Origin of the sequence: Nonomuraea roseola (genome assembly GCF_039535395.1) — a bacterium.
Lineage (GTDB): Bacteria > Actinomycetota > Actinomycetes > Streptosporangiales > Streptosporangiaceae > Nonomuraea > Nonomuraea roseola.
In genome coordinates, this window is the sequence record NZ_BAAAXC010000015.1 from 814,181 (window position 1) to 840,217 (window position 26,037).

The window sequence follows — 26,037 nt, forward strand, 5'->3', positions numbered from 1 at the left end:
GTGACCGCCGCCGGCTCAGCGCAGCTGGATGGTGGCGATCTCCCACGCGCGCAACGGCAGACGAGAGGCGTCGACAGGGCCGCAGGGGCGGCCCCTGAGGTCGGCCGAGCGCGCCTCGGTGAAGGCCCCCTCGATCGTGGCGACCGTGTCGACGTCGGACATGGCGACCACGCGCAGCTCCTTCCAGCCGTCACGCTCGCGCAGCGACGTCATGACGACGCCTTCGCCCGTCACCGACAGCCCGGCCGCGGCGGGCGGCAGGGGAAGGGACGGCTCGCCCGCGCCGGGAACCGCGAGGAGGTCGTGACGGAAGACCTCGGCGGCGGGGGGCACCGCCGCCCACGAACCGGTGTGGGGCATGAGGGCCATGCTCACCGTGCGCAGGCCCCGGGACTGGGCGGCCGGCGTGGGCAGCTGCGGGCCCGCCGGCTCGGGGCGGAGGGCGTTGCGGTTGCGGGAGAGGTAGCCGACCGAGCGAAGCAGCGTGAGCGCCAGCTCGCCGTCCACCAGCTCGTACTCGGTGACGTGCTCCAGCAGCGCCGCCACTCCGCCGGCCGACACCCACGAGGAGGCGGGGAAGGTGGGCAGCGGGGTCTCGCCGCAGCCCGCCTCCGACGTCAGCCCCCGCTCGACCACCGCGAACTGCCCCTCGGCGAAGGACGACGTGGCGGGGGCGGGCACCGGCACGTGCAGCCTGACCCTGTGGTCGGAGCAGCGGTTGTCGAACTCCACCCGCAGCCTGACGAACGGCTCGCCGGCCCGCAGCTCGACCCGGGTGCCGACGACGATCTCCTCCGTGCCGTCCGAGCGGGCGCCGGCCGGCAGTTCGGGGGTGCCCTCCACCTGGGCGTCGGCGGGCCAGCGGTAGACGCGGCGGACGTCGGCCGCGGCCACCAGCGGGCCGGTGCAGACGGGGGTGATCTCCACGTCGTCGGGGTCGGAGACGAGCCGGTCGGTGGCGGGGGGCGCGTAGTTGTAGGTGTCGCCGACGTCGCCGCCGTCGACGATGCGGCCTGCGCCGGTCACGGTCACACCGTCCGCGGTGGTGAGGGTGAGGGTGCCGTCGGCGGCGATCTCCACCTTGAGCAGGCCGTTGTCCAGCACCCTCTCGCCGGCCCGCACACCTTCCCAGGCCCTGCTGACGCCCGCGGCGGCTGAGGTTCCTTCGGCGGTGTTCGGGGCGGTTGAGGGGGCGAGGCTGGTGTGGCCGAGGGCGGGGGTGTTCACCAGGGCCGCGACCGTACGGCGGGGCTCGGCGACGATGCGCACGCGGGTGACGTCGTCGGTGAGGGCCGCCGCGACCTCCGACACGTCGAACGGCGCCGAGGACTCCCGCGCGACCGTGAACGTCAGCACCCCTTCGGTCACGGACCAGCCGGTGACGTGCTGGCCGTACAGCTCGGTGCCGTGGACGAACGTCAGCGCCACCCTGGGGTCCATCTCCTCGTCGAGCAGCAGCGTCGGCGCGTACTCCAGAGTCTGGGAGGGCACGCGGGCGCCCGAGGCGTCCACCAGCGGGTCCGACCCCGCCACCTCCACCAGGACCACGCCCGAGCGGTCGTAGGGCGAGGGGTTGACGACCAGGATCCCGCCCGAGGGCACGGCGGCGGCCAGCCGCGCGGTGACCATGTCGCGGACGGCCTGCCCGAGGTGCTCGGCCTCGGCGATGCGGGCGGCGACCTGCTGGGCGGTGTCGTCCACGCCGCAGCCGGTGACCGAGTCGTGCCCGCTGGCGTCGACCAGCCGCCACCAGGCCATGTCGAGGAACCTGCCGGGCCACGCCTCGCCCCAGAGCGTGGCGAGCGGTTCGGCGTAGCGCTCGACCATCCGCTCGGCCCTGCCCATCGCCTGCTTGACGTGGGCGCGCACCGAGATGACGCCGGGCAGGATGTTGGCGCGCGCGTGCGAGCGCAGCTCGCCCTCCACGCGGGGCAGCTGCTCGACCGCGGGTCCGTCCAGCGACGTGATGTACCCGGACAGGGTGTCCATGCGGGCGCCCAGCGACGCCACCATCTCCGGCAGCCCCGCCACCGGAGCCGAGTGGTCGGTGCCGTACATCGCCAGCAGCGGCGCGGTCTCCCCCTGCCACCGCGTCATGGTCGCGACGAACTCCTCGGCCCGCGCCTCCAACTGCCCAGGGGCCTCGAACAGGTGCGCGCCGTTGCCGTACCCGCCTGCGGGCAGGTACTGCGTGCGCACGGCGGTGCCGTCGGGCGCGACCCAGGCGAAGGCGTCGGTGACCACGGAGGACGGCACGCCCCGGTACACGCACGCGTGCGTGAGCCCCGCGAGGCGCAGGATCTGCGGCATCTGGGCGGTGTGGCCGAACATGTCGGGCAGGTAGCCGACCGGCATGGCGCCGCCCAGCTTGTCCGCGCGGCTCATCCCGAGCTCCAGGTTGCGGACGATGTTCTCGCCCGAGCACAGGAACTCGTCCAGCAGGATCTGCCACGGCCCGATCGCCAGGCGGCCCTCGCGCACCAGCGCCGCGATCCTGTCGCGCGCCTCGGGGCGGACCTCCAGGTAGTCGTCGACGCAGGCCAGCTGCCCGTCGAGGGTGAAGTGGTAGGCGGGCTCGCGCTCCATGGTGTCGAGCACCTCGTCCATCAGCGCGACCAGCCGCAGCCTGAAGCGCTGGAAGGGCTCGTACCACTCTCTGTCCCAGTGCGTGTGGGGGACCACGACTACGCGCACAGCGCCATCACCTCGTTCTCGTGCGTTTCCAACCTGAAGGGGCCCTCACCGGCGGGCACCAGCGCCCTGTCGCCGCGGATCACCTGCCGCGCGCCTCCCCGGCGCACCAGCACGAGCCCGTCGGCGTCCAGGGCGAGCAGCTCGTCGCCGAGCCTGAGCAGCAGCGGCGCGTCGGGGCCCGCCGAGACCGCGGTACGGCCCTCGCGCACCCCTTCGAGGATCTCGCCGGGATGCGCGGCCAGCACCCACGTGGTGGGCTCGCCCGGCAGGCCGTCGGAGCCGTGCCGGTGGAAGTCGCTGCCGCCGATCACGATGACATCGTCGCGCCAGGCCTCGGCCCAGGCCAGCGGCGCGCCCCAGCGCCGGTCCCACCAGCCCGAGTGCCACACCTCGGCCACACGCGGGCGCTCGGCGACGGGCTGCAGCCAGGCGCAGTCGCCGCCGAGCGGGTGGTTGACCGACATCAGGCCGCGCTCGCCCCAGGTGTCGGCGGGCTTCCTGAAGTCCACCCAGCCGACGTCGCCGAAGACGTTGGCGTGGCCTCTGTCGGTGGTCACCTCCTGCCCGGGGATCAGCGTGATCTCCCTGACCTTCGCCAGGTGGGGGTGGTGGCTGACGGTGTTGTGGTCGGTGACGGCGAGGAAGTCGAGCCCCCTGCCGGCGGCCAGCGCCGCCAGCTCCTGGACGGTCAGCGCGCCGTCGCTGTGGACGGTGTGGGCGTGGAAGTCGCCCGCGTACCACCGCAGGCCCTCGACGTCGGGGATGTCCCGACGCGGCGGTCTGGCGGCCTCGAGCGGCGCCTCCTCGGCGGGCGGATCGGGCGCGCGCGTGTGGACGCTCACCTCGAGGGAGAACTCCAGGCCCTCGGGCGGCACCCTGTGCAGCCGCAGCCACACCTGCCACGTCCCGCCCTCCAGCTCGCCCGGCAGGTAGCCGGGCGTGGCCCAGTCACGGGTGATCGTGTACTCGTCGCGCGCGCCGCCCGACCAGCCGCGGAAGCCGTACGGCGAGGCGGCCCCGAGGTCGAGCACCCCCTTCGACCGGTCGTAGCCCAGTCTCACGGTCAGCCCCGCCGCCCCGCGTGGCACCTCGAAGGGCACCTCCCTCAGGATCTGCTCCAGGCGGTCTTCCAGGCTCCAGCTGCCCTGTATCAGGGTCATACGACGTTCCCATCCCGGTAGACCAGCGCCCTGCCGTCCTTGGGCACCGCGAATCCTTCCGCACCGAGCGGAGGCTCGCTGCCTTCCTGCACCACAACCTGGACGAGGGTGTCGTTGACCTCCAGCGTCACCAGGTGGGCGGCGCCGAGGTTCTCCATGATCGACACTCTGCCGCCGAAGGCGCCCTCGACGGGCTCGGCCGAGTAGGTCATGTACTCAGGACGCACGCCGTACACGATCTGCTCCCCGTCGCTCAGCCGCCCCTCGACGGAGGAGGGCACCGGCAGCTTGCACCCTGCCACCTCCAGCCTCTCTCCTCTGACCTGCCCGTCGAGCAGGTTCATCGGGGTGGAGCCGATGAAGGAGGCCACGAAGGTGTTGGCGGGGCGCTGGAAGACCTCGGCGGGGGTGCCGATCTGCCTGATGAGCCCGTTCTCCATGACCGCCATCCTGTCGGCCATGGCCAGCGCCTCGGCCTGGTCGTGGGTCACGAAGACGGTGGTGACGCCCAGCTCGCGCTGCAGCTTCTTCAGGAAGGTGCGCGCCTCCAGCCTGAGCCTGGCGTCCAGGTTCGACAGCGGCTCGTCGAACAGGAACGCCTGCGCCTGGGTGGCCATGACGCGGGCCAGGGCCACGCGCTGCTGCTGCCCTCCGGAGAGCTGCCCTGGGCGGCGGTCCATGAGGTGCGCCAGGCCGAGCCGCTCACCCACCTCGCGGGCCTTCTCGGCCCGGACGGCCTTGGCCACCTTCTTGATGCGCAGCGGGTAGGCGATGTTGTCGGTGACGTCCATGTGCGGGAAGAGCGCGTAGTCCTGGAAGACCATCGCCACGTCACGCGCGCCGGGCTGGACGCCCGTGACGTCGCGGTCGCCGATGACGATCGCGCCGCCCGTGGCGGTCTCCAGGCCCGCGATCGTGCGCAGGAGCGTGGTCTTGCCGCAGCCGGAAGGGCCGAGCAGGGCGAAGAACTCGCCGTCGGGAATCTCCAGGTCCAGCGAGTCGAGCGCCTTCACGCCGCCGGGATAGACCTTGGTCAGGCCTTTGAGTTCGATAGCGGCCATCAGCGCTTGATCCCTCCGTGGAAGCGGAAGCCGTACTTCTTGCTGACGAACAGGTACATGAGGACCACAGGGACCGAGTAGAGCAGGCCGAAGGTGGACAGCAGCGGCAGGTTGGCCTGTCCGCCCTCGGTGTAGAGGGTGAACATGATCACCGCGCCCGGCTGCTTCTCGATGTCGCTCAGCAGCAGGTAGGGCATCAGGAAGTTGCCCCAGACGTTGGCGATCGCCCAGACGCCGATCGTGGCGAGGCCTGGCCGCACCAGTGGCACCACGACGTGGCCGACGATCTGCAGAGGGGAGGCGCCGAAGACGCGCGCCGACTCCTCGTAGGACTTGGGCGTGGAGTCCATGAAGTCCTTGAGCATGAAGATCGCCGCGGGCAGCAGGCCGCCGGTGAGGATGAGGATGAGGCCGAGCTGCGAGTCGATGAGGTTCAGCTCGACGGCCAGCTGGAACAGTGGCACCATCGCGGCCGTGCCCGTGATGATCGAGGACAGCAGCAGCAGTGCGTAGAGCAGCGCGTCGCGGCCCGGCATGCGCACCCGGCTGAGGGCGTAGGCGGCCAGCGCGGCCAGCAGCACCACCAGGACGGCGGTGCCCACGGCCAGCAGCAGCGAGTTGTAGAGCGAGCCGAGCGCGTAGGGGTGTTCGAGGATCGCCTGGAAGTTGGTGAACGTGAAGTCCGGCAGCGAGACCTCGTACGTCGGGTCGGAGGTGAAGGGCGCCGCGGCCAGCCACAGCAGCGGCACCGTGAAGAAGGCCATCAGCAGCGCGATCAGGGTGTAGAACCCGATCCTGCCGACGATGTGTCGGGTCATGACTTCCTCCTGAGCAGCCGGAGGTAGAACACGGCCACCACCAGGTTGATCAGCAGGATGATCGTGGAGACCGCCGCGCCGAATCCGAGCTCGCCGCCCCTCAGCGCCACGTTGTAGACGTGGACCGCCAGCACCTCCGACTTGTGGTCGGGCCCTCCCGCGGTGAGCAGGAACGGGGTGAAGTCGTTGAAGGTCCAGAGGCTGATCAGCAGCAGGTTGGTCAGGATGTGGCCCCTGATGTGCGGGAAGACCACGTCGCGCAGCTGCTGCCATCCCGACGCCCCCGCCAGGCGGGCGCTTTCGAGGTGCGAGGGTGGCACGTTCCCGAGGGCGGCGCCGTACAGCATCATCGAGAACGCGGTGCCGCGCCAGGTGTTGAAGATGATGATCGACAGCATCGGGTGGTCGAGCAGCCAGGCGAAGCCGGGGATGCCGAGCAGCGCGTTGAGCGTGCCGCCGTCACGGTCGAGCAGCGCGATCCACAGGAAGGAGACGACCGCGCCCGGCAGGATCCAGGCCAGGATGACCAGGCCCTCGACCACGCGCTTGAGCGGCCCCTGCCGATCGCGCAGCAGCCAGGCGATGGTGAAGCCGAGCACGACCTGGCCGATGACGGCCGAGCCGAGCACGAACTGGACGGTCAGCCAGGCGGAGTTCCAGAAGCCCTCGTCGGAGACGGCCTTGACGAAGTTGTCGAGTCCGACGAACTGCGGTTCGGCCGCGGCCAGGCCGGTCAGCCGGTAGTTGGTCAGGCCCAGGTAGATGACCCACAGCGCGGGGAAGACCAGGAACACCGCGATGAGCGCCATCGCGGGGGCGATGAACGCGGCGGCTCTGGGTGTGCCCAGACCCGCCGCGTCCGCGCTGTAGCGGGCCTCAGGACGCGACGTTGCCTGCGCCACCGACGAGTCCTTCGAGCTTCGCCTGGTAGTCCGTCGCCGCCTGGTCGGGCGCCTTGCCGCTGACCACCTGGGCGGTGGCCTCCTGCAGCGCGGCCGAGACCTGCGGGTAGACGGCCAGCGGCGGCCGGTAGGCCGTCAGCGGGAGCACCTTCTCGGAGATGAACATCAGCAGCGGGTCGCCGGTGAGGATCTCCTTGTTGACGTCCGTACGGGGGGTGATGCGGACGTTCTGCTTGGTCTCCTCCTTCAGCGCCTCGGGCGAGAGGGTGAAGGCGGCCAGTTCGAAGGCCTCCTTCGGGTGCTTGCTGTTGGGGTTGATCGTGCGCAGGGCGCCGCCCGACATGCTGACGAAGTCCTGGCCGCGGATGCCCTTGCCCGGCTGGATGGCGGGGATCATCGCGAAGCCGACGACCTGGTCACGGTCGGCCATCTTGGCCACGCCGTCCGTGGGGTTGACGACGCCGCGCCAGAAGTAGTCGCCCTCCATCAGGATGCCGATCTTGCCGTCGGCGAACTCGGCGAAGGACTTGTCGCGGCCCTTGGCCTCCTGCTGGAGCTTGGGGTCGCCGAGGCCGCTGCCGCCGTAGATCTGCTGGTAGAGGCCGAGGGCGTCCTTGAGCGGCTGGGAGGCGCCGCTCCACTTGCCGTCCTTGAAGATCTCGCCGCCCGCGCCCGCCAGCAGCGGCAGCACGCCCTGCATCGAGGTCGCCTCGCCCATGGCGGTGCCCGCGTTGATCTGGATCGGCGTGGGCACGCCCGCCGTCTTCAGCTTGTTGCCCGCGTCGATGACCTCCTGCCAGCTCTTCGGCTGCCAGTCGGCGGGCAGGCCCGCCTTCTGGAAGAGGGTCTTGTTGAAGTAGAGGACACGGCCGTCGGTGCCGATCGGCAGCGCGTACTTCTTGTCGTTGTAGGTGGTCAGCCCCTGGACGGCCTCGGGGATCTGCGACCAGCCCTCCCAGCTGTCGGTCTCCGCTCCCGCGACCTCCGACAGCGGCTTGATGTATCCGGCCTCCGCGAACTCGCCCGCCCAGATGCCGTCGATGTCGATGACGTCGGCGCCCTTCTTGGACTTGAGGTCGAGCGCGAGTTTGGTCTTGTACTGCTCGTCGTCGACGCCGCTCGGCACGAACTTGACCTTGACGTCCTTGCCCTTGGCCTTCTGCGCCGCCTCGAACTTGGGGATGACCCAGTTGGCGATGTGGTCGGCCGCCGCCGCGTTCTTTCCTCCGGCGATGGCGTTCTGTGTGATCGTGAGCTCGATGGTGTCAGCGTCGGAGGACGACTGCCCGCATGCGGTGAGCGCCATTCCGGTCGCGGCCAGAACCGCGACAGCGCCAATGGATCTTTTCACGCAACCCTCCGAGAGTGTCCGAAAAGCATGGGCCAATATGTCATGACAACCGCACGACGTAAAGACCTGGCAACATTCGGGCAACCTCAGTATTTTTGGTCATCCCTTTGTGGTGCCTCTGTTGCTCCGCGTTCCTCCAGGGGGAAGGCCATGGGCCTGAAGCCATGGCGCGCGCTCGGGGTGATCGCGCTCATCGCCGTGGCCCTCTACTGTCGCTGACCACGCTGCTGCTGCCGCCCGCGCGCCTGCTGCGCGCCCGTGGCACGGGCAGGGGCCTGTCGACCGCGATCGTGTGCGTGGGCGGCCTGGCGCTCCTGGTGGCGTTCTTCGCGTTGCTCGTGCCGCCCACGATCAACGGACTGTCTCGGCTGCACGTCAGCGTGGGCACCGCGCTGGACGACCCGCACACGCTGGCCGCCCGCCTCGGCCTCGACGACGCGCGCATGGCGGACATGCTCACCTTCGTGGGCGCGTTTCTGGCCGCCCCCGTGACCTCCGTCGTGGTGGCGCTGCTGCGCCACCGTCAAGCTGCTGCGCCACCGTCAAGGCGAGAGGGCCGTCTCCAGCTCGTGAACGACGGGGATGACGGCGTCGAGGGTGACCCCCTCCCCCGCGGGGCCGCGGGCGGCGTCCTCGGGGACGTTGGCGCGGATCCGCGGCGACACGCGGGACAGGCTAGCCGACGAGCTCGGCGGCGACGATGGGAGGGACGGGGGTGTCGGCGGCGCGGACCAGGCGCGGGCCTGCGGGCCCGTAGACCTCGCGGGGCTCGGGGAAGGCGGCCAGCAGCACGAGGTAGAGCACGGCGGCGATCGCCAGGCCCACGGGCAGCGAGATGTCCACGCCGCCCGCCAGGTCGCCCAGCGGGCCGACGAACTGGCCCGGCAGGTTGACGAACAGGATGGCCACGACCGCGGAGACGAGCCAGGCCGTCATGCCCCGCCAGTTCCAGCCGTGGGCGAACCAGTAGCGGCCCCCGCGCTGACGGCGGTTGAAGACCTGCAGCGCCTCGGCGTCGTACCAGCCGCGCCTGGTGAGGTAGCCGAGCATCATGATGACCATCCACGGCGCGGTGCACGTGATGATCAGCGTGGCGAAGGTGGAGATGCTCTGCGTCAGGTTCGCGGCGAAACGGCCGACGAAGATGAAGACGATCGACAGCGTGCCGATGAAGATCGTCGCCTGGACCCTCGAGAAGCGGGGGAAGACGCTGGAGAAGTCGAGGCCGGTGCCGTACAGCGCGGTGGTGCCCGTGGACATGCCGCCGATCAGCGCGATGAGGCAGACGGGGACGAAGTACCAGCCCGGAGAGATGGCCAGCAGGCCGCCCACGTAGTTGGGCGCGGCGGGGTCGACGTACTTCGCGGCCTTGGTGGCGATGATCGAGGCGGTGGTCAGGCCGAACATGAACGGCAGGAAGGTGGCGATCTGCGACAGGAACGCGGCGGCCAGCACCCTGGAGCGCGGCGTCCGCGCGGGGATGTAGCGCGACCAGTCGCCGAGGAAGGCGCCGAAGGAGACCGGGTTGGACAGCACGATCAGCGCGGCGCCGATGAAGGACGGCCAGAACAGCGGGTCGCCGGCCGCCAGCGTGCCCGCGTAGGAGGGGTCGAAGTCGCCGGCGAAGGCGAAGACGCCGAGGACGAACAGCAGCGAGGCCGCCAGGACCGCGATCTTGTTGACGAAGAGCATGAAGCGGAAGCCGTAGACGCAGACCACGAGAACCAGGACGGCGAAGAGCGCGTAGGCCACGCCGTAGGTGACGTCGCTCTCCTGCAGGCCCACCAGCCGGTGCGCCCCGCCGACCAGCGCGTCGCCCGAGGACCACACCGAGATGGAGAAGAAGGCGATGGCGGTGAGCAGCGACAGGAACGAGCCGACGATCCTGCCGTGGACGCCGAGGTGCGCCGAGGAGGAGACGGCGTTGTTCGTGCCGTTGAGCGGGCCGAACAGCGACAGCGGAGCCAGGATCAGCGCGCCCACCACCAGGCCCAGCACGGTCGCGGTCACCCCCTGCCAGAACGACAGGCCGAACAGGATGGGGAAGGCGCCGAGCACGCAGGTGGCGAAGGTGTTCGCGCCACCGAAGGCGAGCCTGAACAGGTCGATCGGCCGGGCGCTGCGGTCGGCGTCGGGAATGCGCTCGACGCCGTAGGTCTCGATCTTCACGGCTTTTCCTTCAGTGCGAGCAGGCTGACCAGGTCGTAGGCGACGTGGGAGGCGGCGATGGAGGTGATCTCGGCGTGGTCGTAGGCGGGGGCGACCTCCACCACGTCGGCGCCGACCAGGTTCGCTCCGGCCATGCCGCGCAGGATCTCCAGCAGCTCCCGGCTGGTCAGCCCGCCCGCCTCGGGGGTGCCGGTACCGGGGGCGTGGGCGGGGTCGAGCACGTCGATGTCGACGGAGATGTAGAGCGGGCGGTCGCCGATCCGCTGGCGCAGCGCGTCGACCACCTCGTCCACGCCCATCCGCATGACGTCGCGCGAGGTCAGGATGCCGAAGCCGAGCCTGCGGTCCTCCTCGAGGTCGCGCCTGCCGTACAGGGGGCCGCGGATGCCGACGTGGCTGAGCGCCTCGGTGTCGAGGATGCCCTCCTCGACGGCCCTGCGGAAGGGCGTGCCGTGGGTGTACTCGGCGCCGAAGTAGGTGTCCCAGGTGTCGAGGTGCGCGTCGAAGTGCAGCAGCGCCACGGGCCCGTGCTTGGCGGCGACGGCGCGCAGCAGCGGCAGCGCGATCGTGTGGTCGCCGCCGATGGTGACCAGCCTGCTGTCGAACGCGGCGGCCGCGTCCTGGAGGGTCTCGACCGCCTCGCCGATGTTGAACGGGTTGCAGGCGATGTCGCCCGCGTCCGCGACCTGCAGCGTCTCGAAGGGCGACACGTCCAGGCCAGGGTTGTACGGCCGCAGCAGCCGGGAGGCCTCCCTGACCGCCGAGGGGCCGAACCTCGCCCCAGGCCGGTAGGAGACGCCGCTGTCGAACGGCACGCCCACCACGGCGACGTCCGCGTGCTCGACCTCGTCGAGCCTCGGCAGGCGGGCGAAGGTGGCGAATCCCGCGAAGCGCGGCGTCCTGGAGGAATCGACGGGTCCCCTGGGCTGCTGAGTCATGGGCACGAGTCTGCGTCGTCGCGAGAGAGGCGACAATTGTGCAGGTCACAAAGGTGTACGTACGCTTTGTGTGTGGCCACAAAGGTGTCCGTCGAGGATCTTCTCCGCTCCCCCGCGCTGCAGCTGCGCCTGCTCGCGGGACAGGCGGGCCTGTCGCGCTCCGTCTCGTGGGCGCACGTCAGCGAGCTGGACGACCCGACACCCTGGCTGCTGGGCGCCGAGGTCATCATGACCACGGGCATCGGCGTGCCGCACTCGGCCGCCAGGCAGCGGGCCTACCTGGAGCGGCTCGACGACGCCGGTGTCTCGGCGCTGGCGCTGTCGGCGCAGCTGCACGTGCCCCCGCTGCGCAGGGCCTTCTTCGAGGCGGCCGAGGAGCGCGGCATGCCGGTGCTGGAGGTGCCGCTGGCCGTGCCGTTCATCGCGATCGCGCAGGAGGTGGCGGCGGCCGTCCAGGAGGACGCGAGGCAGCGGCTCGGCGCGCAGCTGCAGGTGTTCGGAGCGCTGCGCTGGCTGGCTGCCGAGGACCTCGACCACGCCACGCTGTTCGGGCGGCTGGAGCGGCTGAGCGGCTACGAGGTCTTCCTCTGCACGCCGCAGGGGCGCCCGCTGCTGCCCGGCGTGCCCGTGCCCTCGGTGGACGTGCTGCCGGCCGTACCCGAGGCTCCGCCCACCATCCCCGGCGGGTTCGTGCTGCCGGTGCCCGCGCCCGGCGGTCCCGCCGGCTTCCTGGTCGCCTTCGAGCGTGAGGGCGCGCGGCCCGCGGGGCTCGCCGTCGTCCAGCACATCGCGACCGTGGCCGCGCTGCAGGTGGCCATGGTCAGGCACGAGCGTGAGACGCTGCGCCGCGAGGGGGCCGAGACCCTCTCCGAGCTGCTGCAGGACGTGCTCGACCCGGCCGCGGCCAGGCGGCGGCTGGCCAGGATGGGGCTCGAGTCGCCGATCGCGCTGCTGGCCGTCCGCCAGGTCGGCGACGACGCGCTGCGCCGCGCGCTCGACGGCCGGCCGCACCTCATGCTGCGCCGCGGCGACGACCACTACGTCCTCGGCTCCCCCTCCCTCGCCACGGCCGTCGCCGCGATCCAGGGGGTGGCGGCGGGGGTCTCCAGGCCCTTCCTCTCGGGAGAGCCGCTGCGCGTGGCGCAGCGGGAGGCGGTGTGGGCCGCGGCCAGGGCCGCCGAGTCGGGAAGGGCGCTGGTCCACTACGGCGACGACACCACGGGCCGCTGGCTGCAGGACGACCCGTGGGTGCTGACGGCGCTGGTGGAACACGTGCTCGGCGCGGTGCTCGCCTACGACTCCGCGCACGGCTCCCAGCTGCTCACCTCGGCGCGCACCTGGATGGAGCGCGACAGGCGCACGGAGGACGCCGCGGCGGCGCTGCACGTCCACCCGAACACGCTCGCCTACAGGCTGCGGCGCTTCGCCGAGCTGACCGGACGCGACCTGTCCTCCAGCGCCGCTTTCGCCGAGGTCTGGCTCGCCATCCGCGCCGCCCACCAGCTCGGCCTGCAGGACTGATCGTCACCCGTAGCGCCGGCGGGGCCCGACCGTGCAGGATGGGGGGCCATGCGGCTGGTGAACGTGAGCTACAGCTACCGAAGGCGCGCTCCCACGGTGCTGCGCGGCGTCGAGATGGCTCTGGCCCCCGGCGACGTCGCTGAGGTCGTCGGCGCGAACGGCGCGGGCAAGTCCACCCTGCTGCGCCTGATGGCGGGGCTCGCCCGGCCGACCGCGGGCACGATCTCGGACCGCCCCGCCGTGGTCGGCTTCGCTCCTGACCGCTTCCCCGCCGAACAGCCCTTCACCGTCACCGCCTACCTCGCCCACCAGGCCAGGATCAGACGGGCCCGCTTCGAGCCGTGGATCGACAGGCTCGGTATGGCGCCCCTCATGAACGAGCGGCTGCGCGACCTGTCCAAGGGCAGCGCGCACAAGGTCGGCCTCGTCCAGGCGCTGATGGCCGAGCCCGGCCTGCTCGTGCTGGACGAGCCGTTCGCGGGGCTCGACGCCGACACCAGGGCGGAGCTGCCCGCCATCGTGACCGAGGTCGCGGGGAGGGGCGGCATGGTGGTGGTGAGCGACCACCAGGGCGGCCTGCGCGGCCTGCCCTCGGTGCGCCGCTGGGCCGTCCTCGACGGCGAGGTGAAGGAGAGCACGGTGAGCACCCCGCCCGTGACGGCCGCGCCCCCCTCGGACGTCGTCGTGACGGTGCCCGCCGACGAGGTGCCCGCGTTCATGGCCAGGATGCGCGGCGACGGTTACCAGGCCAGAGAGCTGGACCGCGCATGATCGCTCTGACCCTCTTCAGACTCGCCGCGTTCGCCAGGTCGCATCGCGTCGTCAGGGCCCTGCTGCCCGTCCTGGTGCTGCTCGCGCTGGCCTACGGCGTCAGGGCCCCGCTCGGTCAGGAGGTCACCGCGCTGACCGACACCGCTGTCCTGCTGGTGCCGCTCCTGGCCTGGTCGGCCAGGAGCCTGCTCGACACCGAGCCTGACCAGCAGCGCGCGATCTCCGCCACGGCGGTGGGGTCGCCGTCGAGGGAGGTGGCCGCGGGGCTGCTCGCCGCGCTGGTGGTGACCACGGCCTTCGCCGCGCTGGCCGTGGTGTGGGGGTTGCTGCTCGGCGTCTCGGAGCTCCCCTCGCGAGGGGCGCTGGCGGCGGCCGTCGCGCTGCACGCGCTGTCGGCGCTGGCAGGCACCGCGCTCGGAGCGCTCACCAGCCGCCCCATCCTGCCCTCGCCCGCGCTGTCGATCATGATGCTGGTGCTGGGCTTCCTGGCGATGCTGCTGGTCAGCCTCTCGCCCGCCGCCTGGCTGACGGTGCCGCTGGGCGGCTGGATGCGAGCGGCCGCCGACGGGCTGCTGACCGAAGGCCTGCCGTGGCTGGCCGTTCCCTCGCTGCTGTGGCCGCTGCTCGGCCTGGCCGCCTACGCCAGGCTGCGCCGCGCCCGACCGTGAGAGCTCATTCGGCCGCGGCGAGCTGGCCGCAGGCGCCGTCGATCTCGCGGCCACGGGTGTCGCGGACGGTCACCGGCACCCCGTGCAGCTCGAGCCGCCGCACGAACGCCCGCTCGTCCTCGGGCCTCGACGCGGTCCACTTCGAGCCGGGCGTCGGGTTGAGCGGGATCAGGTTGACGTGCACCAGCTTGTTCTTCACCAGCTTGCCGAGCAGGTCGGCCCGCCACTCCTGGTCGTTGATGTCCTTGATCAGCGCGTACTCGATGGAGACCCTGCGCTTGGTCTTGGCCGCGTACGCCCATGCCGCGTCGAGCACCTCGCGCACCTTCCACCGGGTGTTGATCGGCACCAGGGTGTCGCGCAGCTCGTCGTCGGGGGCGTGCAGCGACAGGGCGAGCGTGACGGGCAGGCCCTCGTCGGCGAGCTTGCCGATCGCGGGGACCAGCCCGACCGTGGAGACCGTGACGCCGCGCGCGGAGATGCCGAGCCCCTCGGGGGCGGGGTCGGTGAGGCGGCGGACCGCCCCGATCACCGCCTTGTAGTTGGCCAGCGGCTCGCCCATGCCCATGAAGACGACGTTGCTGACCCTGCCGGGCCCGCCGGGCACCTCACCGGCGGCCAGCGCCCTCGCCCCCGAGACCACCTGCTCGACGATCTCGGCCGTGGACATGTTGCGCGTCAGACCCGCCTGGCCCGTGGCGCAGAACGGGCAGTTCATGCCGCAGCCCGCCTGGGAGGACACGCACATCGTGACCCTGTCGGGATAGCGCATCAGCACCGACTCCACCAGCGCGCCGTCGAACAGCCGCCACAGCGTCTTGCGCGTGGTGCCCGCGTCGGTGCTCATCTCCCGTACGGAGGTGAGCAGCGGGGGAAGCAGCACCGACAGCTTCTCGCGGGCCGCGGCAGGCAGGTCGGTCATGGAGGCGACATCGGTGGTCAGATGCGAGAAATAGTGGCGTGAGAGCTGGTCGGCGCGGAAGGGCTTCTCGCCGAGCTCGGCGATGGCGGCACGGCGTTCGGGCATCGTGAGGTCCGCCAGGTGCCTCGCGGGCTTGGCCCGCCGCGGTGCGGCGAACTGCAGCAACGGGCGCTCGGTCTTCTCGGCGGTCATGAGCCCTCTCTTTGATCTAAAGTCCAGATGTATGGCGATATACCGGTCGTCTGGCGAGGGGCAAACCGAGGTCGTCCTCACCGATGGGAACCCTTACGGGAGCCGCACTCTGGTGGTCGAACGCGACGAAGCGTCGTCGGTAGCTTACCTGTGCTCACCGGGCGGCGAGGTGCACGGAGCCGTCTGGCTGGCCAACCACCTGACCGCCCCCGAGGTGGTCGACCTGGCCAGGCTGAACGCCGGCGCGCCGCCGCTCATGCCCAGGCCCAACACCCGCCATCCCGAGGGACGGCACGCGCTGGGCCAGTTGACCACGCTGTGGTTCGAGGAGGGCGACGGCGTCGCCCTGTATGAGAACGACGAGCTGCTGGCGGTCATTCCTGGATGGGCCGACATGAGCAGGGGCATGCCCGGCTACGCGCGCGACGCGATCGGCGAGACACCGTTCGCCTGGGCGCTGCCCGAGGCGCTCGAGGGGTTACAGCCCAGGCTCACCCACGCGAGGGCCTACTGGCAGTGGCGCAACAGCGAGGGCTCATGGGCCTCCTTCCAGCAGTTCGTGATGGGCCACCTCGACCGCGCCGTCGGCCCCGCTGGCCGCTACTGGGACGCCAGCGGGGAACGGCTGCCGACGGTCGGCATCACCGAGCGCCCGCCGTACGGCAAGCGAGGCTTCACGATCCTGTCGACGGTCGGCATGAGCTGTCAGCGCATGCCCACGGTCGAGCAGTGGATCGACAGGCCGCGCGCCTACGCCAGGATCGAGCTGGCGGTGGCCACCCACGGCGACCCGCGCGAGGCGGCGCTGCTGCTGGTGTGGCTGGCGCAGTACCCGTGGCACTCGGTGACGTGGCTGGGGCACGGGCACACCGCCAAGTGGTACCACGAGCCCTCGACCTTTCCGCTGGGCGGGCAGTACGACGGGGTGATCATGCTCGCGGACGCCAACGACAAGCCCGACATGTCGGGGTTCGGGTTCGGCGGCGAGGCGGTTCGATGGCTCTGGCTGGAACCATGGAACGGCGAGGCGTGATCACCTAACATGCCGGACATGACCGACCTCCAGATCGACACCACCTCCCCCAGCGTGGCTCGCGTCTACGACTACTGGCTGGGTGGCAAGGACAACTTCGCGGTCGACAGGCAGGCGGCCGAGCAGCTGCTCAAGCTGGTCCCCGACGCCGTGGAGATGTGCCGCGACAACCGCGCCTTCCTGCGCAGGTCCGTCGAGCACCTGGCGGCCTCGGGCATCAGGCAGTTCCTCGACATCGGCAGCGGCCTGCCCACGCAGGAGAACGTCCACGAGGTGGCCATGCGCGTGGCCCCCGACTCGCGTGTCGTCTACGTCGACAACGACCCGATCGTGCTCGTCCACGGCAGGGCGCTGCTGGCCACCCACGAGAACACCACCGTCATCGAGGGCGACCTGCGCGAACCGGAGGCGATCGTGGCGGCCGCGGGCGCGCACCTCGACTTCGAGCAGCCGGTGGCCGTCCTGCTGCTGTCGATCGCGCACTTCGTCATCGACGACGAGGAGCTGACCAGGATCATGGCGAGCCTGCGCGCGGCCGTGCGTCCCGGCGGCTACATCGTGATGTCGCACGCCTTCGCCGGTGAGCGCACGGGGGACGACACCGTCGAGGCGGTCCAGGAGGTCTACGCCAAGTCCGCGCCCGGCGGCCTCACCCCGCGCACCCGCGCCCAGATCAGCGCGCTGTTCGAAGGGATGGAGCTGCAGGAGCCGCACCTGGTGCCGGTCAACGCCTGGCGCACCGACCAGCGGCCCGACTTCTCCAAGCCGAGCACCATCGGCGTCGTCGCTAAGGCGGTCTAGCAACCCTCGCGAAGGCGGTGAAACCCCTCGCGGAAGGCGGTCAAGCCGGCCACGGAAGGCGGTCCCGTCGTCGCGGAAGGCGGTCGAGCCGGTCGCGGAAGGCGGTCGAGCCGGTCGCGGAAGGCGGTCCGGAGCCAGGGCCGCCTAGAAGAACAGCGACAGCAGGAGCCACACCGGGATCAGCGTCGCCACGAGCGAGTCGAGCCTGTCCATCAGCCCGCCGTGGCCCGGCAACAGCGTGCCCATGTCCTTGATGCCGAGGTCACGCTTGATCATCGACTCGACCAGGTCGCCCAGCGTGGCCATGATCGCCGCCAGCACGCCGATCAGCGCTCCCTGCCAGATCTGACCGTCCATCAGCCAGACCACCAGCCAGGCCCCCACGGCCGTGCACGCGATCACCGAGCCCGCGAAGCCCTCCCAGGTCTTCTTCGGGCTGATGATCGACATCTTGTGTCTGCCGAACAGGACGCCCGCGAAGTAACCGCCGATGTCGCTGCTGACCGTGACCGCGATGAAGATCAGCACCCGGAAGTGCCCGTCGGGCTCGGCAAGCAGCAGCGGCACGAACCCGGCCAGCAGCGGCGGATAGGCCAGCGCGAAGACCGAGGCCGTGGCGTCACGGACGTAGCCGTCCTGCCCGCCGTCGAACATCCGCCACAGCAGCAGCGCGAAGACGAAGACGACGAACGTGCCCACCAGCCAGCTCGCACCGCCCCAGTAGGCGCCGCCCTGCATCACGGCCGTCGCCACCAGCACGGGGATCAACGGCACCCTGATGCCTCTGGTGGCCAGCGCCTGCACCACCTCGGCCGCTCCGACACCCACGGCGACCGCGACGACAGGGAGGAAGAGCTCCTTGATCGTCAGGAGGGAGATGATGACCAGCGCGCCCAGCCCCGCGCCCACCGCGATCGCGGCGGGCAGGTTCCTGCCGGCACGGCTGCCCGCCGTACGTTCTTCCACAGACTCTCCAACTCAGCGGTCAGACCGCCACGAGCCGTCTGATGCTTGATCTAATGGGAAACGTCTCAGACGTACTGCCGCTACGGTGGGGCGGCAGTCTGACGAACGTCTCCTGTTAGTAAGCCACGGCCCCCGCATCAAGCGAGGGCCGTGCGGAAGCGACCGACCGCTCAGACCTCGAGCAGCTCGGCTTCCTTCTGCTTGAGCAGCTCGTCGATCTTGGCAACGTGCTTCTGGGTGAGGTCGTCGAGCTCCTTCTCGGCGCGACGGACCTCGTCCTCTCCCGCCTCGCCGTCCTTGACCATCTTGTCGAGGGTCTCCTTGGCGGAGCGGCGGATGTTGCGGATGGAGACCTTGGCCTGCTCACCCTTGTTGCGCGCGACCTTGACGTACTCCTTGCGGCGCTCCTCCGAGAGCTCGGGGAAGTTCACGCGGATCACCGAGCCGTCGTTGCCGGGGTTGACGCCGAGATCGGAGTCGCGGATCGCCTTCTCGATCGCCGCCATCGAGCCCTTGTCATAGGGCTGGATGAGGATCATGCGGGCCTCGGGAACATGGAACGAGGCCAGCTGCTGGATCGGGGTCGGCGAACCGTAGTACTCGGCGTTGATCTTGTTGAACATCGACGGGGTGACGCGACCCGTCCGGATGCTCGCGAAGTCCTCCTTCGCGACCGAGACGGCCTTGTCCATCTTTTCCTCGGCTTCGAGGAGAGTTTCGTCGATCACAGCGGCTCCCTGTCTATTGGTCGCTCACCTTCCGCACGCGCTTCGTGGTCCCTCCTCCGTCGGGACCACTCCGCGAGCTGTGTCAGGCTCGCTCCCTATTTCCCTGCCGGACTCACCAGCGTGCCGATCTTCTCACCGCGGACCGCGCGCAGGATGTTGCCCTCACCCATCAGGTCGAAGACCACGATGGGCAGTTCGTTCTCCTTGCACAGGCTGATCGCGGTCTGGTCCATGACGGCGAGGTCGCGTACGAGAACCTCCGCGTAGTCGAGGTGGTCGAAACGGACCGCGTCGGGGTTCTTGCGCGGGTCGGAGTCGTAGACCCCGTCCACCTGAGTGCCCTTGAGCAGCGCCTCCGCGCCGACTTCGAGCGCGCGCTGGGCGGCGCAGGTGTCGGTGGAGAAGTAGGGGATGCCGAGGCCCGCGCCGAAGATGACCACGCGCCCCTTCTCCAGGTGCCTGATGGCACGGCGCGGAAGGAACGGCTCGGCGACCTGCTGCATGGTGATGGCGGTCTGCACGCGGGTCTCGATGCCGCGCTTCTCAAGGAAGTCCTGGAGCGCCAGGCAGTTGATCACCGTGCCCAGCATGCCCATGTAGTCGCCTCTGCCACGGTCGAGACCGCCGGCGGACAGGGCGGCGCCACGGAACATGTTCCCGCCGCCCACCACGACCGCCACCTGCACGCCCTCACGGACGGCTTCGGCGATGGAGTCGGCCACATGCCCGACCACGCCTGGATCGATGCCCATCGGCTCGCCGCCGGCGAAAGCCTCGCCTGACAGCTTGAGCATGACCCTCTTGTACGACGAAGCCGCCGGCGTGACGGGCTCCTTGTTCTCCTGCACGGCGGCGGCCTCCTCGGGTGGTGTTTCCAGTAAAGCTGTCATCGCGGTGGGAGGCGACTGACACCCCCCACCACGAGACTAAGCCTGGCCGACCTTGAATCGGACGAAGGCGAGCACCTCGACGCCGTTCTCGTCGGCGTACTTGGCGATCGACTTCTTGTTGTCCTTGACGAAGGCCTGCTGCAGCAGGGTGAAGTCCTTGTACCAGCCGTTGACGCGACCCTCGACGATCTTGGCGATCGCGGCCTCGGGCTTGCCCTCGTCGCGCGTCATCTCCTCGAAGAGCGCGCGCTCCTTCTCGACGACGTCGGCGGGAACGGCTTCGGCGTTGAGGTACTTCGGCGCCATCGCGGCGGCGTGCTGCGCGATGTCCTTGGCGACGTCGGCGTTGGGCTTGTCGAGCTGCACCAGCACGCCGACCGCCGGCGGGAGCTGCGGGTCGGTCTTGTGCATGTAGGCGCCGATGTAGCCGCCCTCGAGGACCGCGAAGCGGCGGATCTCGATCTTCTCACCCAGCGCGGCGTTGGCCTCGTCGAGGTGCTCCTTGACGGACTTGCCGTCGAGGGAGGAGGCGAGCAGGGTGTCGACGTCGCCGGGCCTGGTGGCCAGGATGTGCTCGACGACCTGCGCGGCCAGCTCCTGGAAGCGCTCGCCCTTGGCGACGAAGTCGGTCTCGCAGTTGAGCTCGAGCAGCGCGGCGGCGGACTCGCCGTCCTGCTTGACGGCGACCAGGCCGTTGGAGGCGGTGCGCGCCTCACGCTTGCCGACGTCCTTGGCGCCCTTGAGGCGCAGGATCTCGACGGCGCGGTCGAAGTCGCCCTCGGACTCCTCCAGCGCCTTCTTGCAGTCCATCATGCCGGCGGCGGTCAGCTCGCGAAGCCGCTTGACATCGGCCATGTTCACGGAAGCCATGTGCATTTCCTCGTGGGATCGGTCGTGGATCGGGTGTGCACCCGAAAAGCCTCAGTGCCGGTGCGACCGGCGTGGGTACGGCTCGCACGCGTGGCGCGAGCCGTACCAGCGCATGCCCTTAGGCCTGCTCGGTCTCGCCCTCGGCCTTGGCCTCGGTCTCGGTCTCAGCCTCGACACCGGCCTCGGCCTCGGCCGGAGCGGCCTCGGTCTCGGCGGTGACCTCAGCTTCGTCCTCGGCGACGGCCTCAGCCGCGACCTCGGCCTCCTCGGCCTTCTGCTCGCCCGAGCCCTGCTCGATGAGCTCGCGCTCCCACTCGGCCAGCGGCTCGGCGGCGGCGGGCTTCTCGTCGCCGCGAGCGGCGCCGGAGCGGGCCATGAGACCGGCGGCCACACCGTCGGCGACGACGCGGGTCAGCAGACCGACGGCGCGGATGGCGTCGTCGTTACCCGGGATCGGGTAGTCGACCTCGTCGGGGTCGCAGTTGGTGTCGAGGATCGCGACGACCGGGATGCCGAGCTTCTTGGCCTCGGAGATCGCGATGTGCTCCTTCTTGGTGTCGACGATCCACACCGCGCTGGGCACGCGGCCCATGTCACGGATGCCGCCGAGCGTGCGCTCGAGCTTCTCCTTCTCGCGGCGGCGCATGAGGAGCTCCTTCTTGGTGAGCCCCGAAGCGGCCACGTTGTCGAAGTCGAGCTCCTCGAGCTCCTTCAGACGCTGGAGCCTCTTGTGCACGGTGGAGAAGTTGGTGAGCATGCCACCCAGCCAGCGCTGGTTGACGTACGGCATGCCGACGCGGCCTGCCTGCTCGGCGATGGCCTCCTGAGCCTGCTTCTTCGTGCCGATGAACAGGATGGTGCCGCCGTGGGCGACCGTCTCCTTGACGAAGTCGTAGGCGCGGTCGATGAACGACAGCGACTTCTGCAGGTCGATGATGTAGATGCCATTGCGCTCGGTGAAGATGAAGCGCTTCATCTTCGGGTTCCACCGGCGGGTCTGGTGGCCGAAGTGAACACCGCTCTCGAGGAGCTGTCGCATGGTGACGACGGGGGCCATGTGCTGGTCCTCCAGTTTCTCGGTTGTGCCGCGGCAGCCGTACGGCCTGCCGCCCTGATGCCCCGCACCCGTTCCTGCCGGACTTGCGGCCGGACCGAGGGAACGGTTTGCGACGGGGCATGCGAAGTCGGCCTGTCACTGACAGGCCACCGAAAAGCATACCTCCAGAGGAGGCCCGGCCTGACCGTCATGCCTGGCACGACCGTCTGACTGGCGGAGGGTTCCTGGCACGTCAGCCCGCGTCGTGGTCCTCGGTCGGCAGGCCCGGCCTCGGCGGGTCGACGAGCGGGAACAGGGACGTGTGCGTCACGACCTCGCGGGCGCCTTCGGGCGGGTCGGTCCTGCGCAGCGTGAGGTAGGGCTCGATCAGCTCCTCCATCCGGTCACGCAGCTCGGCCGCCTCGGCGGCGGTCATCATCAGGTAGGCGCGCCGCCAGTTCGAGACGTCGCGCCACTCCTGCGGCTCGGTGTCGAGCGCGGCCATCCCCCGCCTGATCTCGCGCTGGCCGTCGGCCAGGATCATGTCGACCAGCAGTTGCTTGGCCTCCTTGACCATGGGCTCGTCCTGGGGCTCCCTCTCGATGGAGACGCCCTCCTTCACCGCCTGCCAGACCCTCTCCCTTCCGTCGCCTCGCGGCGGCGCGTCCTCCACGAAGCCGTACTTCGCGAGCATCCGCAGGTGGTAGCTGGCGGCGCTGGGCGTGACCCCGACGACCTCGGCCAGTTCGGTGGCGGTCGCGGCGGGCTGCCGTCCCAAAAAGTTGATCATGGCGAGCCTGGCCGGGTGGGCCAGCGCCCGCATGGCCTTGGGATCGCTCAGCGGCTGACGGCTGTCGTGGCTCACGACACAAACATACCTGAAGGGTTGCCTTCAGAGTTATGAAGGATTACTTTCACAGTTATGAAGCAAACCCTTCAGGACTCCCTCCCGCTTCGCAGGCAGCGCGACTACCGCCTCCTCTGGACCGCCAGGACGGTCTCCGTCACCGGCTCGGAGGTCTCCAAGCTGGCCGTCCCACTGACCGCCGTGACCCTGCTGGCCGCCTCACCCGCGCAGATGGGCGTCCTGACCGCGCTGGCCTTCGTGCCCGCACTGCTGTTCGGCCTGCACGCGGGCGCCCTGGCCGACAGACTCCGCCGGCACCGCCCGCTGATGATCGCCTGCGAACTCGTCTCCGCCTTCGCGGCGCTGACGGTGCCCCTCGCCTGGTTCGCCGGGGTCCTGAGCGTCCCGCTGCTGGCCGCCGTCGCCCTCGTCATCGGTACGGCGGGCGTCGTCTTCAAGGCGGCCAACTTCCCCCACCTGGCCGCGGTCATCCCCGCCGGCCAGCGGACCGAGGCGATGGCCGGCTTCCACGCCTCCTACTCCGTCGCCTCGATCGCGGGGCCCGGCCTCGCGGGACTGCTGGTCCAGATGCTCACCGCGCCGCTCGCCGTCCTGATGGAGGCGCTGTCGTTCCTGGCCTCGGCGCTGATGCTGCGCTCCATCCGCACCCCCGACGACCGCGAGCCGAGCCCGTCGCGCGGCATGTGGCGCGACATCGTCGAAGGGCTGCGCGTCAGCCTCACCCAGCCCGTGCTGCGCGCCATCCTCGGCGCGGGCGTGACCCTGAACTTCTTCGCGATGGCCTACATCGCCATCGCCATCCTCTACATGCTGCAGGTCCTGCACCTCCCGCAGGGCGTGATCGGCGCGCTCACCGCGGTGTCCGGCGCAGGCGGGCTGATCGGCGCGTGGGCGACCACCAGGCTCGTCAAGCGGTACGGCGAGAACAGGGTGATGGTCTACGCGATCCTGCTCTTCCCCGTGGACATGCTCACGGTGGGCCTGGTGCGCGGCCCGCTCTGGGTCACGATCCCCATCATGGCCACGACGGGCCTGCTCATCGGCGCCACGGTTGTCACCTTCGCCACCTGCATGAACGTCGTCGCCATGCGGGAGGCGCCCGCCGAGGTGATGGGCCGCGTCAACGCCACGATGACCTTCGCCATCCAGGGGGTACTGGCGCTCGGCGGTCTGTTCGGCGGGCTGCTGGCCGAGGTGGTGGGGCTGCGCGCGGTCATCCTGGTCTGCGCGGCCGGCACGTCCCTCGCGATCTTCTGGATCTGGGGCTCTCCACTGCGGCCCCGGCGGCGGCGCGGCGCGGGCGGCGGCGGGGGCGGGGGCGAGGACGTCGATCCGGTGAGGAGCAGGGCGCTGAGGGAACTCGCCTACACCAAGATCCGCACCGTCTAGGCATGCGATTCGTCCCGGACATCGCGCTGCCGACGCACGGGTGCCTCGCCACCGCTCTCCAGAGCGGCGCTATCCGGCCCCGGTCGCGCGCTGCGCGTTGTCCCGCCACACGGGCAGGTCGGCGCCCTGCCGTGGCGGTGGGCTCGTCCACCCGGGCCTCCTGCCGCCGATCCGTCCGGGCGGCAGCACGTACGTCAGCCGTCCGAAGTCGCTGTCCATCTCGCCCAGCGACCCCGTGGCCTCCAGCCGGTCGACGGGTTCGCCTCTGCCCAGTTCGTCCAGCCACTGCGCGGTCCTCGCCAGGCTCAGCCGCACCCGCCAGGACCCGCCCTCCGCCCGCCGCCTCAGCAACGCCGCGATCGCCCCGAAGGCCGCCAGGTATCCCGTCGCATGGTCCAGCACCTGGGCGGGGAGCGGGCGCGGCGGGTCTCCCCCCGCGATGCCCGTCGCCATCTGGACCAGGCTGTCGAACCCGCGCCCTCCCGTCGGACCGTAGGCGGTGATGTCCACGCTCACCAGCCCCCGCGTGCGCTCGGCCAGCTCGTCCACGATCCCCAGCGCGCCCGGTCTCACGGCCCTGACCACCACGTCGGCGGACCCGACCAGGTCCGCGAGCGCCCGCCGTCCCTCGGCCGAACGCAGGTCGAGGTGGCACGACCGCTTCCCGAAGGCCGTGCTGATCACCAGCCCAGGAACCTCGGGCAGGTCGGGCGCCCCCACTTTGAGCACGTCCGCCCCGTAGGCGGCCATCGTCCTGGTCGCCACCGGCCCGGCGATCACCCTGGTGAGATCGAGCACCCGCACCCCGTCCAGCGCTCTCCCTCCGTCTCGCCCCGCCCGGCCTCCTCCGAGGGGCCACCCGTGAGGAGATCCGCCGTCTCCCAGCACACGCGCCACCTCGACGAGCGGCGTCCCGGCGACAGTGCGCGCCCGCGGGTCCTCACGCCACTCCTGCGGCGTCCGCAGCGCCGCGGCGCACCCGTTCCGCTCCGTCACCCTCCGCTCGACCTCCAGCGCCGTACGGCTCGCGCACGCCCGCCGTACCGCCTCCCGGTCCGAGCCCCGTGACAGCCCCAGCGCCCGCAGCGCCGCGTCACGGTGATGACCGAAGTTGCAGTGCAGCCGCACCCATCCGTCAGCGGTCCTGTAGTCACCCGACAGCTCGGCCCACAACTCCCCCGGCTCGCCATCGATCCTGAAATACCGCTCATCTCGGAAGGCGACCAGCGCCTCCCTGACCGCCACCTCGGCGTCCGTTCCCAGCACCGCCGCCGCCGCTGCCGTCGCCGCCCCCACCGAGACGGCCGCCGCCACCTCGACCCGGTACGCCGAGGGCAGCCGCGAACCGTCGTCCGTGACCCGCACCTCGGGCAGCGTCACCCCTGCCGACGTCCCCAGCTCCTGGATCAGCTTCGCGGTCACCCGCGGATCAGCTCCTCCGCGAGCAGGTCCATCAGCAGGCCGTCGTGGAAGGCGCCGGTTCTCGGGTCCCGCTCGTAGGCCCGCATCACGCCCACGCGCCTGAAGCCCACCTTCTCGTAGGCCCTGATGGCCGCCGTGTTGTGCGCGGCGGGGTCGATGGTGAGCCTGTGATGGCCTCTCACGTCGATCAGCCAGGTCGCCAGTGCCCGCACCGCCTCGGCGCCGTAGCCCTGACCGTGGTGTTCGGGGTCCAGGAAGATGTCGATGCCCGCGCTGCGGTACTGCGGGTCGTCCTCCTCGTCGTACTGGATCGCGCCGATCACTCTGCCGTCGAGGGTGACGGCCAGCATGCCGTCCAGGTCGTCGACCTCACCCCACCACCTGGCCACCTCGGGGGTGGCGAGGATCCGCCGCAGTGCGGACTCGTCGTCAGGAACGGCCTCACGCAGCACCAACCTGCGCCCTTCGATCTTCATGACCACCAGCATGGCACCGCCTCCAGAGCCACCCGGCACCCGCAGCGGCCCAGCCGTCCAGCACTCACCTCTCACTGCATTAGCACGCCGGTCCATCGCCGGCCTTGCTCTCGGAACCCCGCCCATCCCCAGCCCCGCCCATCCACCCCCACTCGTCCACTTCCGCTCGTCCATCCCCGCGCGTCCACCCACAGCCCCACTGTCAGACCCCCGTCCGTCCACAGCCCCGCTCGTCCGTCCGCTGCGCCGCACGTCCATCCGCAGCCTCGCCCTCAAAACCCCATCCCCCACAGCCCCGCACGCCCGTCCGCAGCCCCGCACGTCCACCCGCAGCCCCGCCCTCAAAGCCCGGTCCATCCACAGCCCCGCTCTCAGAGCCCAGATATCCACA

At 70.7% G+C, this 26,037-nt stretch carries 25 protein-coding genes; 6 read left to right on the top strand and 19 right to left on the bottom strand.

Features of this window, described 5'->3' with window-relative positions; translation table 11 throughout:
• Positions 1 to 15: 15 nt before the first annotated feature.
• The 10 genes from ABFX55_RS26875 to speB all read right to left on the bottom strand — a co-directional run bounded on the left by ABFX55_RS26875 (position 16) and on the right by speB (position 11,093).
• A complete protein-coding gene (locus ABFX55_RS26875) occupies positions 16 to 2,694 on the bottom strand; it encodes a glycoside hydrolase family 38 N-terminal domain-containing protein (protein ID WP_346125441.1) in 2,679 nt (892 codons plus the stop codon).
• The gene (locus ABFX55_RS26880; RefSeq protein ID WP_346125443.1) at positions 2,685 to 3,854 is read right to left on the bottom strand and encodes a CehA/McbA family metallohydrolase; all 1,170 of its coding nucleotides are present in this window, start codon (positions 3,852 to 3,854) and stop codon (positions 2,685 to 2,687) included. Before ABFX55_RS26880 ends, ABFX55_RS26875 begins: the two co-directional genes overlap by 10 nt.
• Complete coding sequence (locus ABFX55_RS26885) at positions 3,851 to 4,915, bottom strand: ABC transporter ATP-binding protein (RefSeq protein ID WP_346125445.1); 1,065 nt, start codon at positions 4,913 to 4,915, stop codon at positions 3,851 to 3,853. Before ABFX55_RS26885 ends, ABFX55_RS26880 begins: the two co-directional genes overlap by 4 nt.
• On the bottom strand, positions 4,915 to 5,733 hold the full coding sequence (locus tag ABFX55_RS26890; protein ID WP_183648650.1) for a carbohydrate ABC transporter permease: 819 nt from the start codon (positions 5,731 to 5,733) through the stop codon (positions 4,915 to 4,917). Before ABFX55_RS26890 ends, ABFX55_RS26885 begins: the two co-directional genes overlap by 1 nt.
• The gene (locus tag ABFX55_RS26895; RefSeq protein WP_346125447.1) at positions 5,730 to 6,635 is read right to left on the bottom strand and encodes a carbohydrate ABC transporter permease; all 906 of its coding nucleotides are present in this window, start codon (positions 6,633 to 6,635) and stop codon (positions 5,730 to 5,732) included. Before ABFX55_RS26895 ends, ABFX55_RS26890 begins: the two co-directional genes overlap by 4 nt.
• On the bottom strand, positions 6,610 to 7,986 hold the full coding sequence (locus ABFX55_RS26900; protein ID WP_346125449.1) for an extracellular solute-binding protein: 1,377 nt from the start codon (positions 7,984 to 7,986) through the stop codon (positions 6,610 to 6,612). The genes ABFX55_RS26895 and ABFX55_RS26900 overlap by 26 nt, the downstream gene beginning before the upstream one ends.
• Before the next feature lie 190 nt (positions 7,987 to 8,176).
• Positions 8,177 to 8,440, bottom strand: a complete 264-nt coding sequence (locus ABFX55_RS26905; protein WP_346125451.1) for a hypothetical protein — start codon at positions 8,438 to 8,440, stop codon at positions 8,177 to 8,179.
• A gap of 88 nt (positions 8,441 to 8,528) precedes the next feature.
• Entirely contained in the window at positions 8,529 to 8,651 is a 123-nt protein-coding gene (locus ABFX55_RS26910) for a hypothetical protein (protein ID WP_346125453.1), read from the bottom strand.
• Between the two features lie 10 nt (positions 8,652 to 8,661).
• Positions 8,662 to 10,155, bottom strand: a complete 1,494-nt coding sequence (locus ABFX55_RS26915) for a purine-cytosine permease family protein (protein ID WP_346125454.1) — start codon at positions 10,153 to 10,155, stop codon at positions 8,662 to 8,664.
• Entirely contained in the window at positions 10,152 to 11,093 is a 942-nt protein-coding gene (gene speB, locus ABFX55_RS26920) for an agmatinase (RefSeq protein ID WP_346125456.1), read from the bottom strand. The genes ABFX55_RS26915 and speB overlap by 4 nt, the downstream gene beginning before the upstream one ends.
• A gap of 72 nt (positions 11,094 to 11,165) precedes the next feature.
• On the opposite strand from speB, the gene ABFX55_RS26925 reads away from it, so the two are divergent.
• From ABFX55_RS26925 to ABFX55_RS26935, 3 genes are read left to right on the top strand one after another with little or no spacing between them, the layout of a single operon-like run.
• Positions 11,166 to 12,614, top strand: coding sequence for a PucR family transcriptional regulator (locus ABFX55_RS26925; RefSeq protein WP_346125458.1), 1,449 nt, complete (start codon positions 11,166 to 11,168; stop codon positions 12,612 to 12,614).
• A 48-nt stretch (positions 12,615 to 12,662) separates the two neighbouring features.
• On the top strand, positions 12,663 to 13,385 hold the full coding sequence (locus ABFX55_RS26930) for an ATP-binding cassette domain-containing protein (protein WP_346125460.1): 723 nt from the start codon (positions 12,663 to 12,665) through the stop codon (positions 13,383 to 13,385).
• Positions 13,382 to 14,053: a hypothetical protein gene (locus tag ABFX55_RS26935; RefSeq protein WP_346125462.1), complete on the top strand. Its 672-nt coding sequence runs from the start codon at positions 13,382 to 13,384 to the stop codon at positions 14,051 to 14,053. Before ABFX55_RS26930 ends, ABFX55_RS26935 begins: the two co-directional genes overlap by 4 nt.
• Positions 14,054 to 14,057: 4 nt before the next feature.
• Here ABFX55_RS26935 and rlmN read toward each other — a convergent pair whose 3' ends face one another.
• Complete coding sequence (gene rlmN, locus ABFX55_RS26940; RefSeq protein WP_183648663.1) at positions 14,058 to 15,167, bottom strand: dual-specificity RNA methyltransferase RlmN; 1,110 nt, start codon at positions 15,165 to 15,167, stop codon at positions 14,058 to 14,060.
• Between the two features lie 112 nt (positions 15,168 to 15,279).
• Here rlmN and ABFX55_RS26945 point away from each other — a divergent pair, with 112 nt between their 5' ends.
• Positions 15,280 to 16,200, top strand: coding sequence for a suppressor of fused domain protein (locus ABFX55_RS26945; protein WP_346125464.1), 921 nt, complete (start codon positions 15,280 to 15,282; stop codon positions 16,198 to 16,200).
• Between the two features lie 18 nt (positions 16,201 to 16,218).
• Positions 16,219 to 17,001 carry an SAM-dependent methyltransferase gene (locus ABFX55_RS26950; protein WP_346125466.1) on the top strand — a complete coding sequence of 261 codons (783 nt, stop codon included), beginning with the start codon at positions 16,219 to 16,221 and terminating at the stop codon, positions 16,999 to 17,001.
• A 144-nt stretch (positions 17,002 to 17,145) separates the two neighbouring features.
• On the opposite strand, the gene ABFX55_RS26955 is transcribed toward ABFX55_RS26950, so the two are convergent.
• From ABFX55_RS26955 to ABFX55_RS26980, 6 genes are all read right to left on the bottom strand, one after another.
• Entirely contained in the window at positions 17,146 to 17,967 is an 822-nt protein-coding gene (locus ABFX55_RS26955; protein WP_346125468.1) for a phosphatidate cytidylyltransferase, read from the bottom strand.
• Positions 17,968 to 18,137: 170 nt separating this feature from the next.
• On the bottom strand, positions 18,138 to 18,695 hold the full coding sequence (frr, locus tag ABFX55_RS26960) for a ribosome recycling factor (protein ID WP_183648670.1): 558 nt from the start codon (positions 18,693 to 18,695) through the stop codon (positions 18,138 to 18,140).
• 95 nt (positions 18,696 to 18,790) lie between these two features.
• The gene (pyrH, locus tag ABFX55_RS26965) at positions 18,791 to 19,489 is read right to left on the bottom strand and encodes a UMP kinase (RefSeq protein WP_346131258.1); all 699 of its coding nucleotides are present in this window, start codon (positions 19,487 to 19,489) and stop codon (positions 18,791 to 18,793) included.
• Between the two features lie 132 nt (positions 19,490 to 19,621).
• Positions 19,622 to 20,455: a translation elongation factor Ts gene (tsf, locus tag ABFX55_RS26970; protein WP_346125470.1), complete on the bottom strand. Its 834-nt coding sequence runs from the start codon at positions 20,453 to 20,455 to the stop codon at positions 19,622 to 19,624.
• Between the two features lie 118 nt (positions 20,456 to 20,573).
• Positions 20,574 to 21,512, bottom strand: a complete 939-nt coding sequence (gene rpsB / locus ABFX55_RS26975; RefSeq protein ID WP_346125472.1) for a 30S ribosomal protein S2 — start codon at positions 21,510 to 21,512, stop codon at positions 20,574 to 20,576.
• 232 nt (positions 21,513 to 21,744) lie between these two features.
• On the bottom strand, positions 21,745 to 22,356 hold the full coding sequence (locus ABFX55_RS26980) for an ArsR/SmtB family transcription factor (RefSeq protein WP_346125473.1): 612 nt from the start codon (positions 22,354 to 22,356) through the stop codon (positions 21,745 to 21,747).
• Between the two features lie 57 nt (positions 22,357 to 22,413).
• Between ABFX55_RS26980 and ABFX55_RS26985 the strand changes: the two genes are divergently transcribed.
• Positions 22,414 to 23,748, top strand: coding sequence for an MFS transporter (locus ABFX55_RS26985; RefSeq protein WP_346125475.1), 1,335 nt, complete (start codon positions 22,414 to 22,416; stop codon positions 23,746 to 23,748).
• A gap of 69 nt (positions 23,749 to 23,817) precedes the next feature.
• Here the strand turns inward: ABFX55_RS26985 and ABFX55_RS26990 are convergent, their stop codons facing one another.
• Together ABFX55_RS26990 and ABFX55_RS26995 are read right to left on the bottom strand one after the other, a co-directional pair.
• Positions 23,818 to 25,170, bottom strand: coding sequence for a CoA transferase (locus ABFX55_RS26990; RefSeq protein WP_346125477.1), 1,353 nt, complete (start codon positions 25,168 to 25,170; stop codon positions 23,818 to 23,820).
• Positions 25,167 to 25,646: a GNAT family N-acetyltransferase gene (locus tag ABFX55_RS26995; RefSeq protein WP_346125479.1), complete on the bottom strand. Its 480-nt coding sequence runs from the start codon at positions 25,644 to 25,646 to the stop codon at positions 25,167 to 25,169. Before ABFX55_RS26995 ends, ABFX55_RS26990 begins: the two co-directional genes overlap by 4 nt.
• Between the last annotated feature and the right edge of the window lie 391 nt (positions 25,647 to 26,037).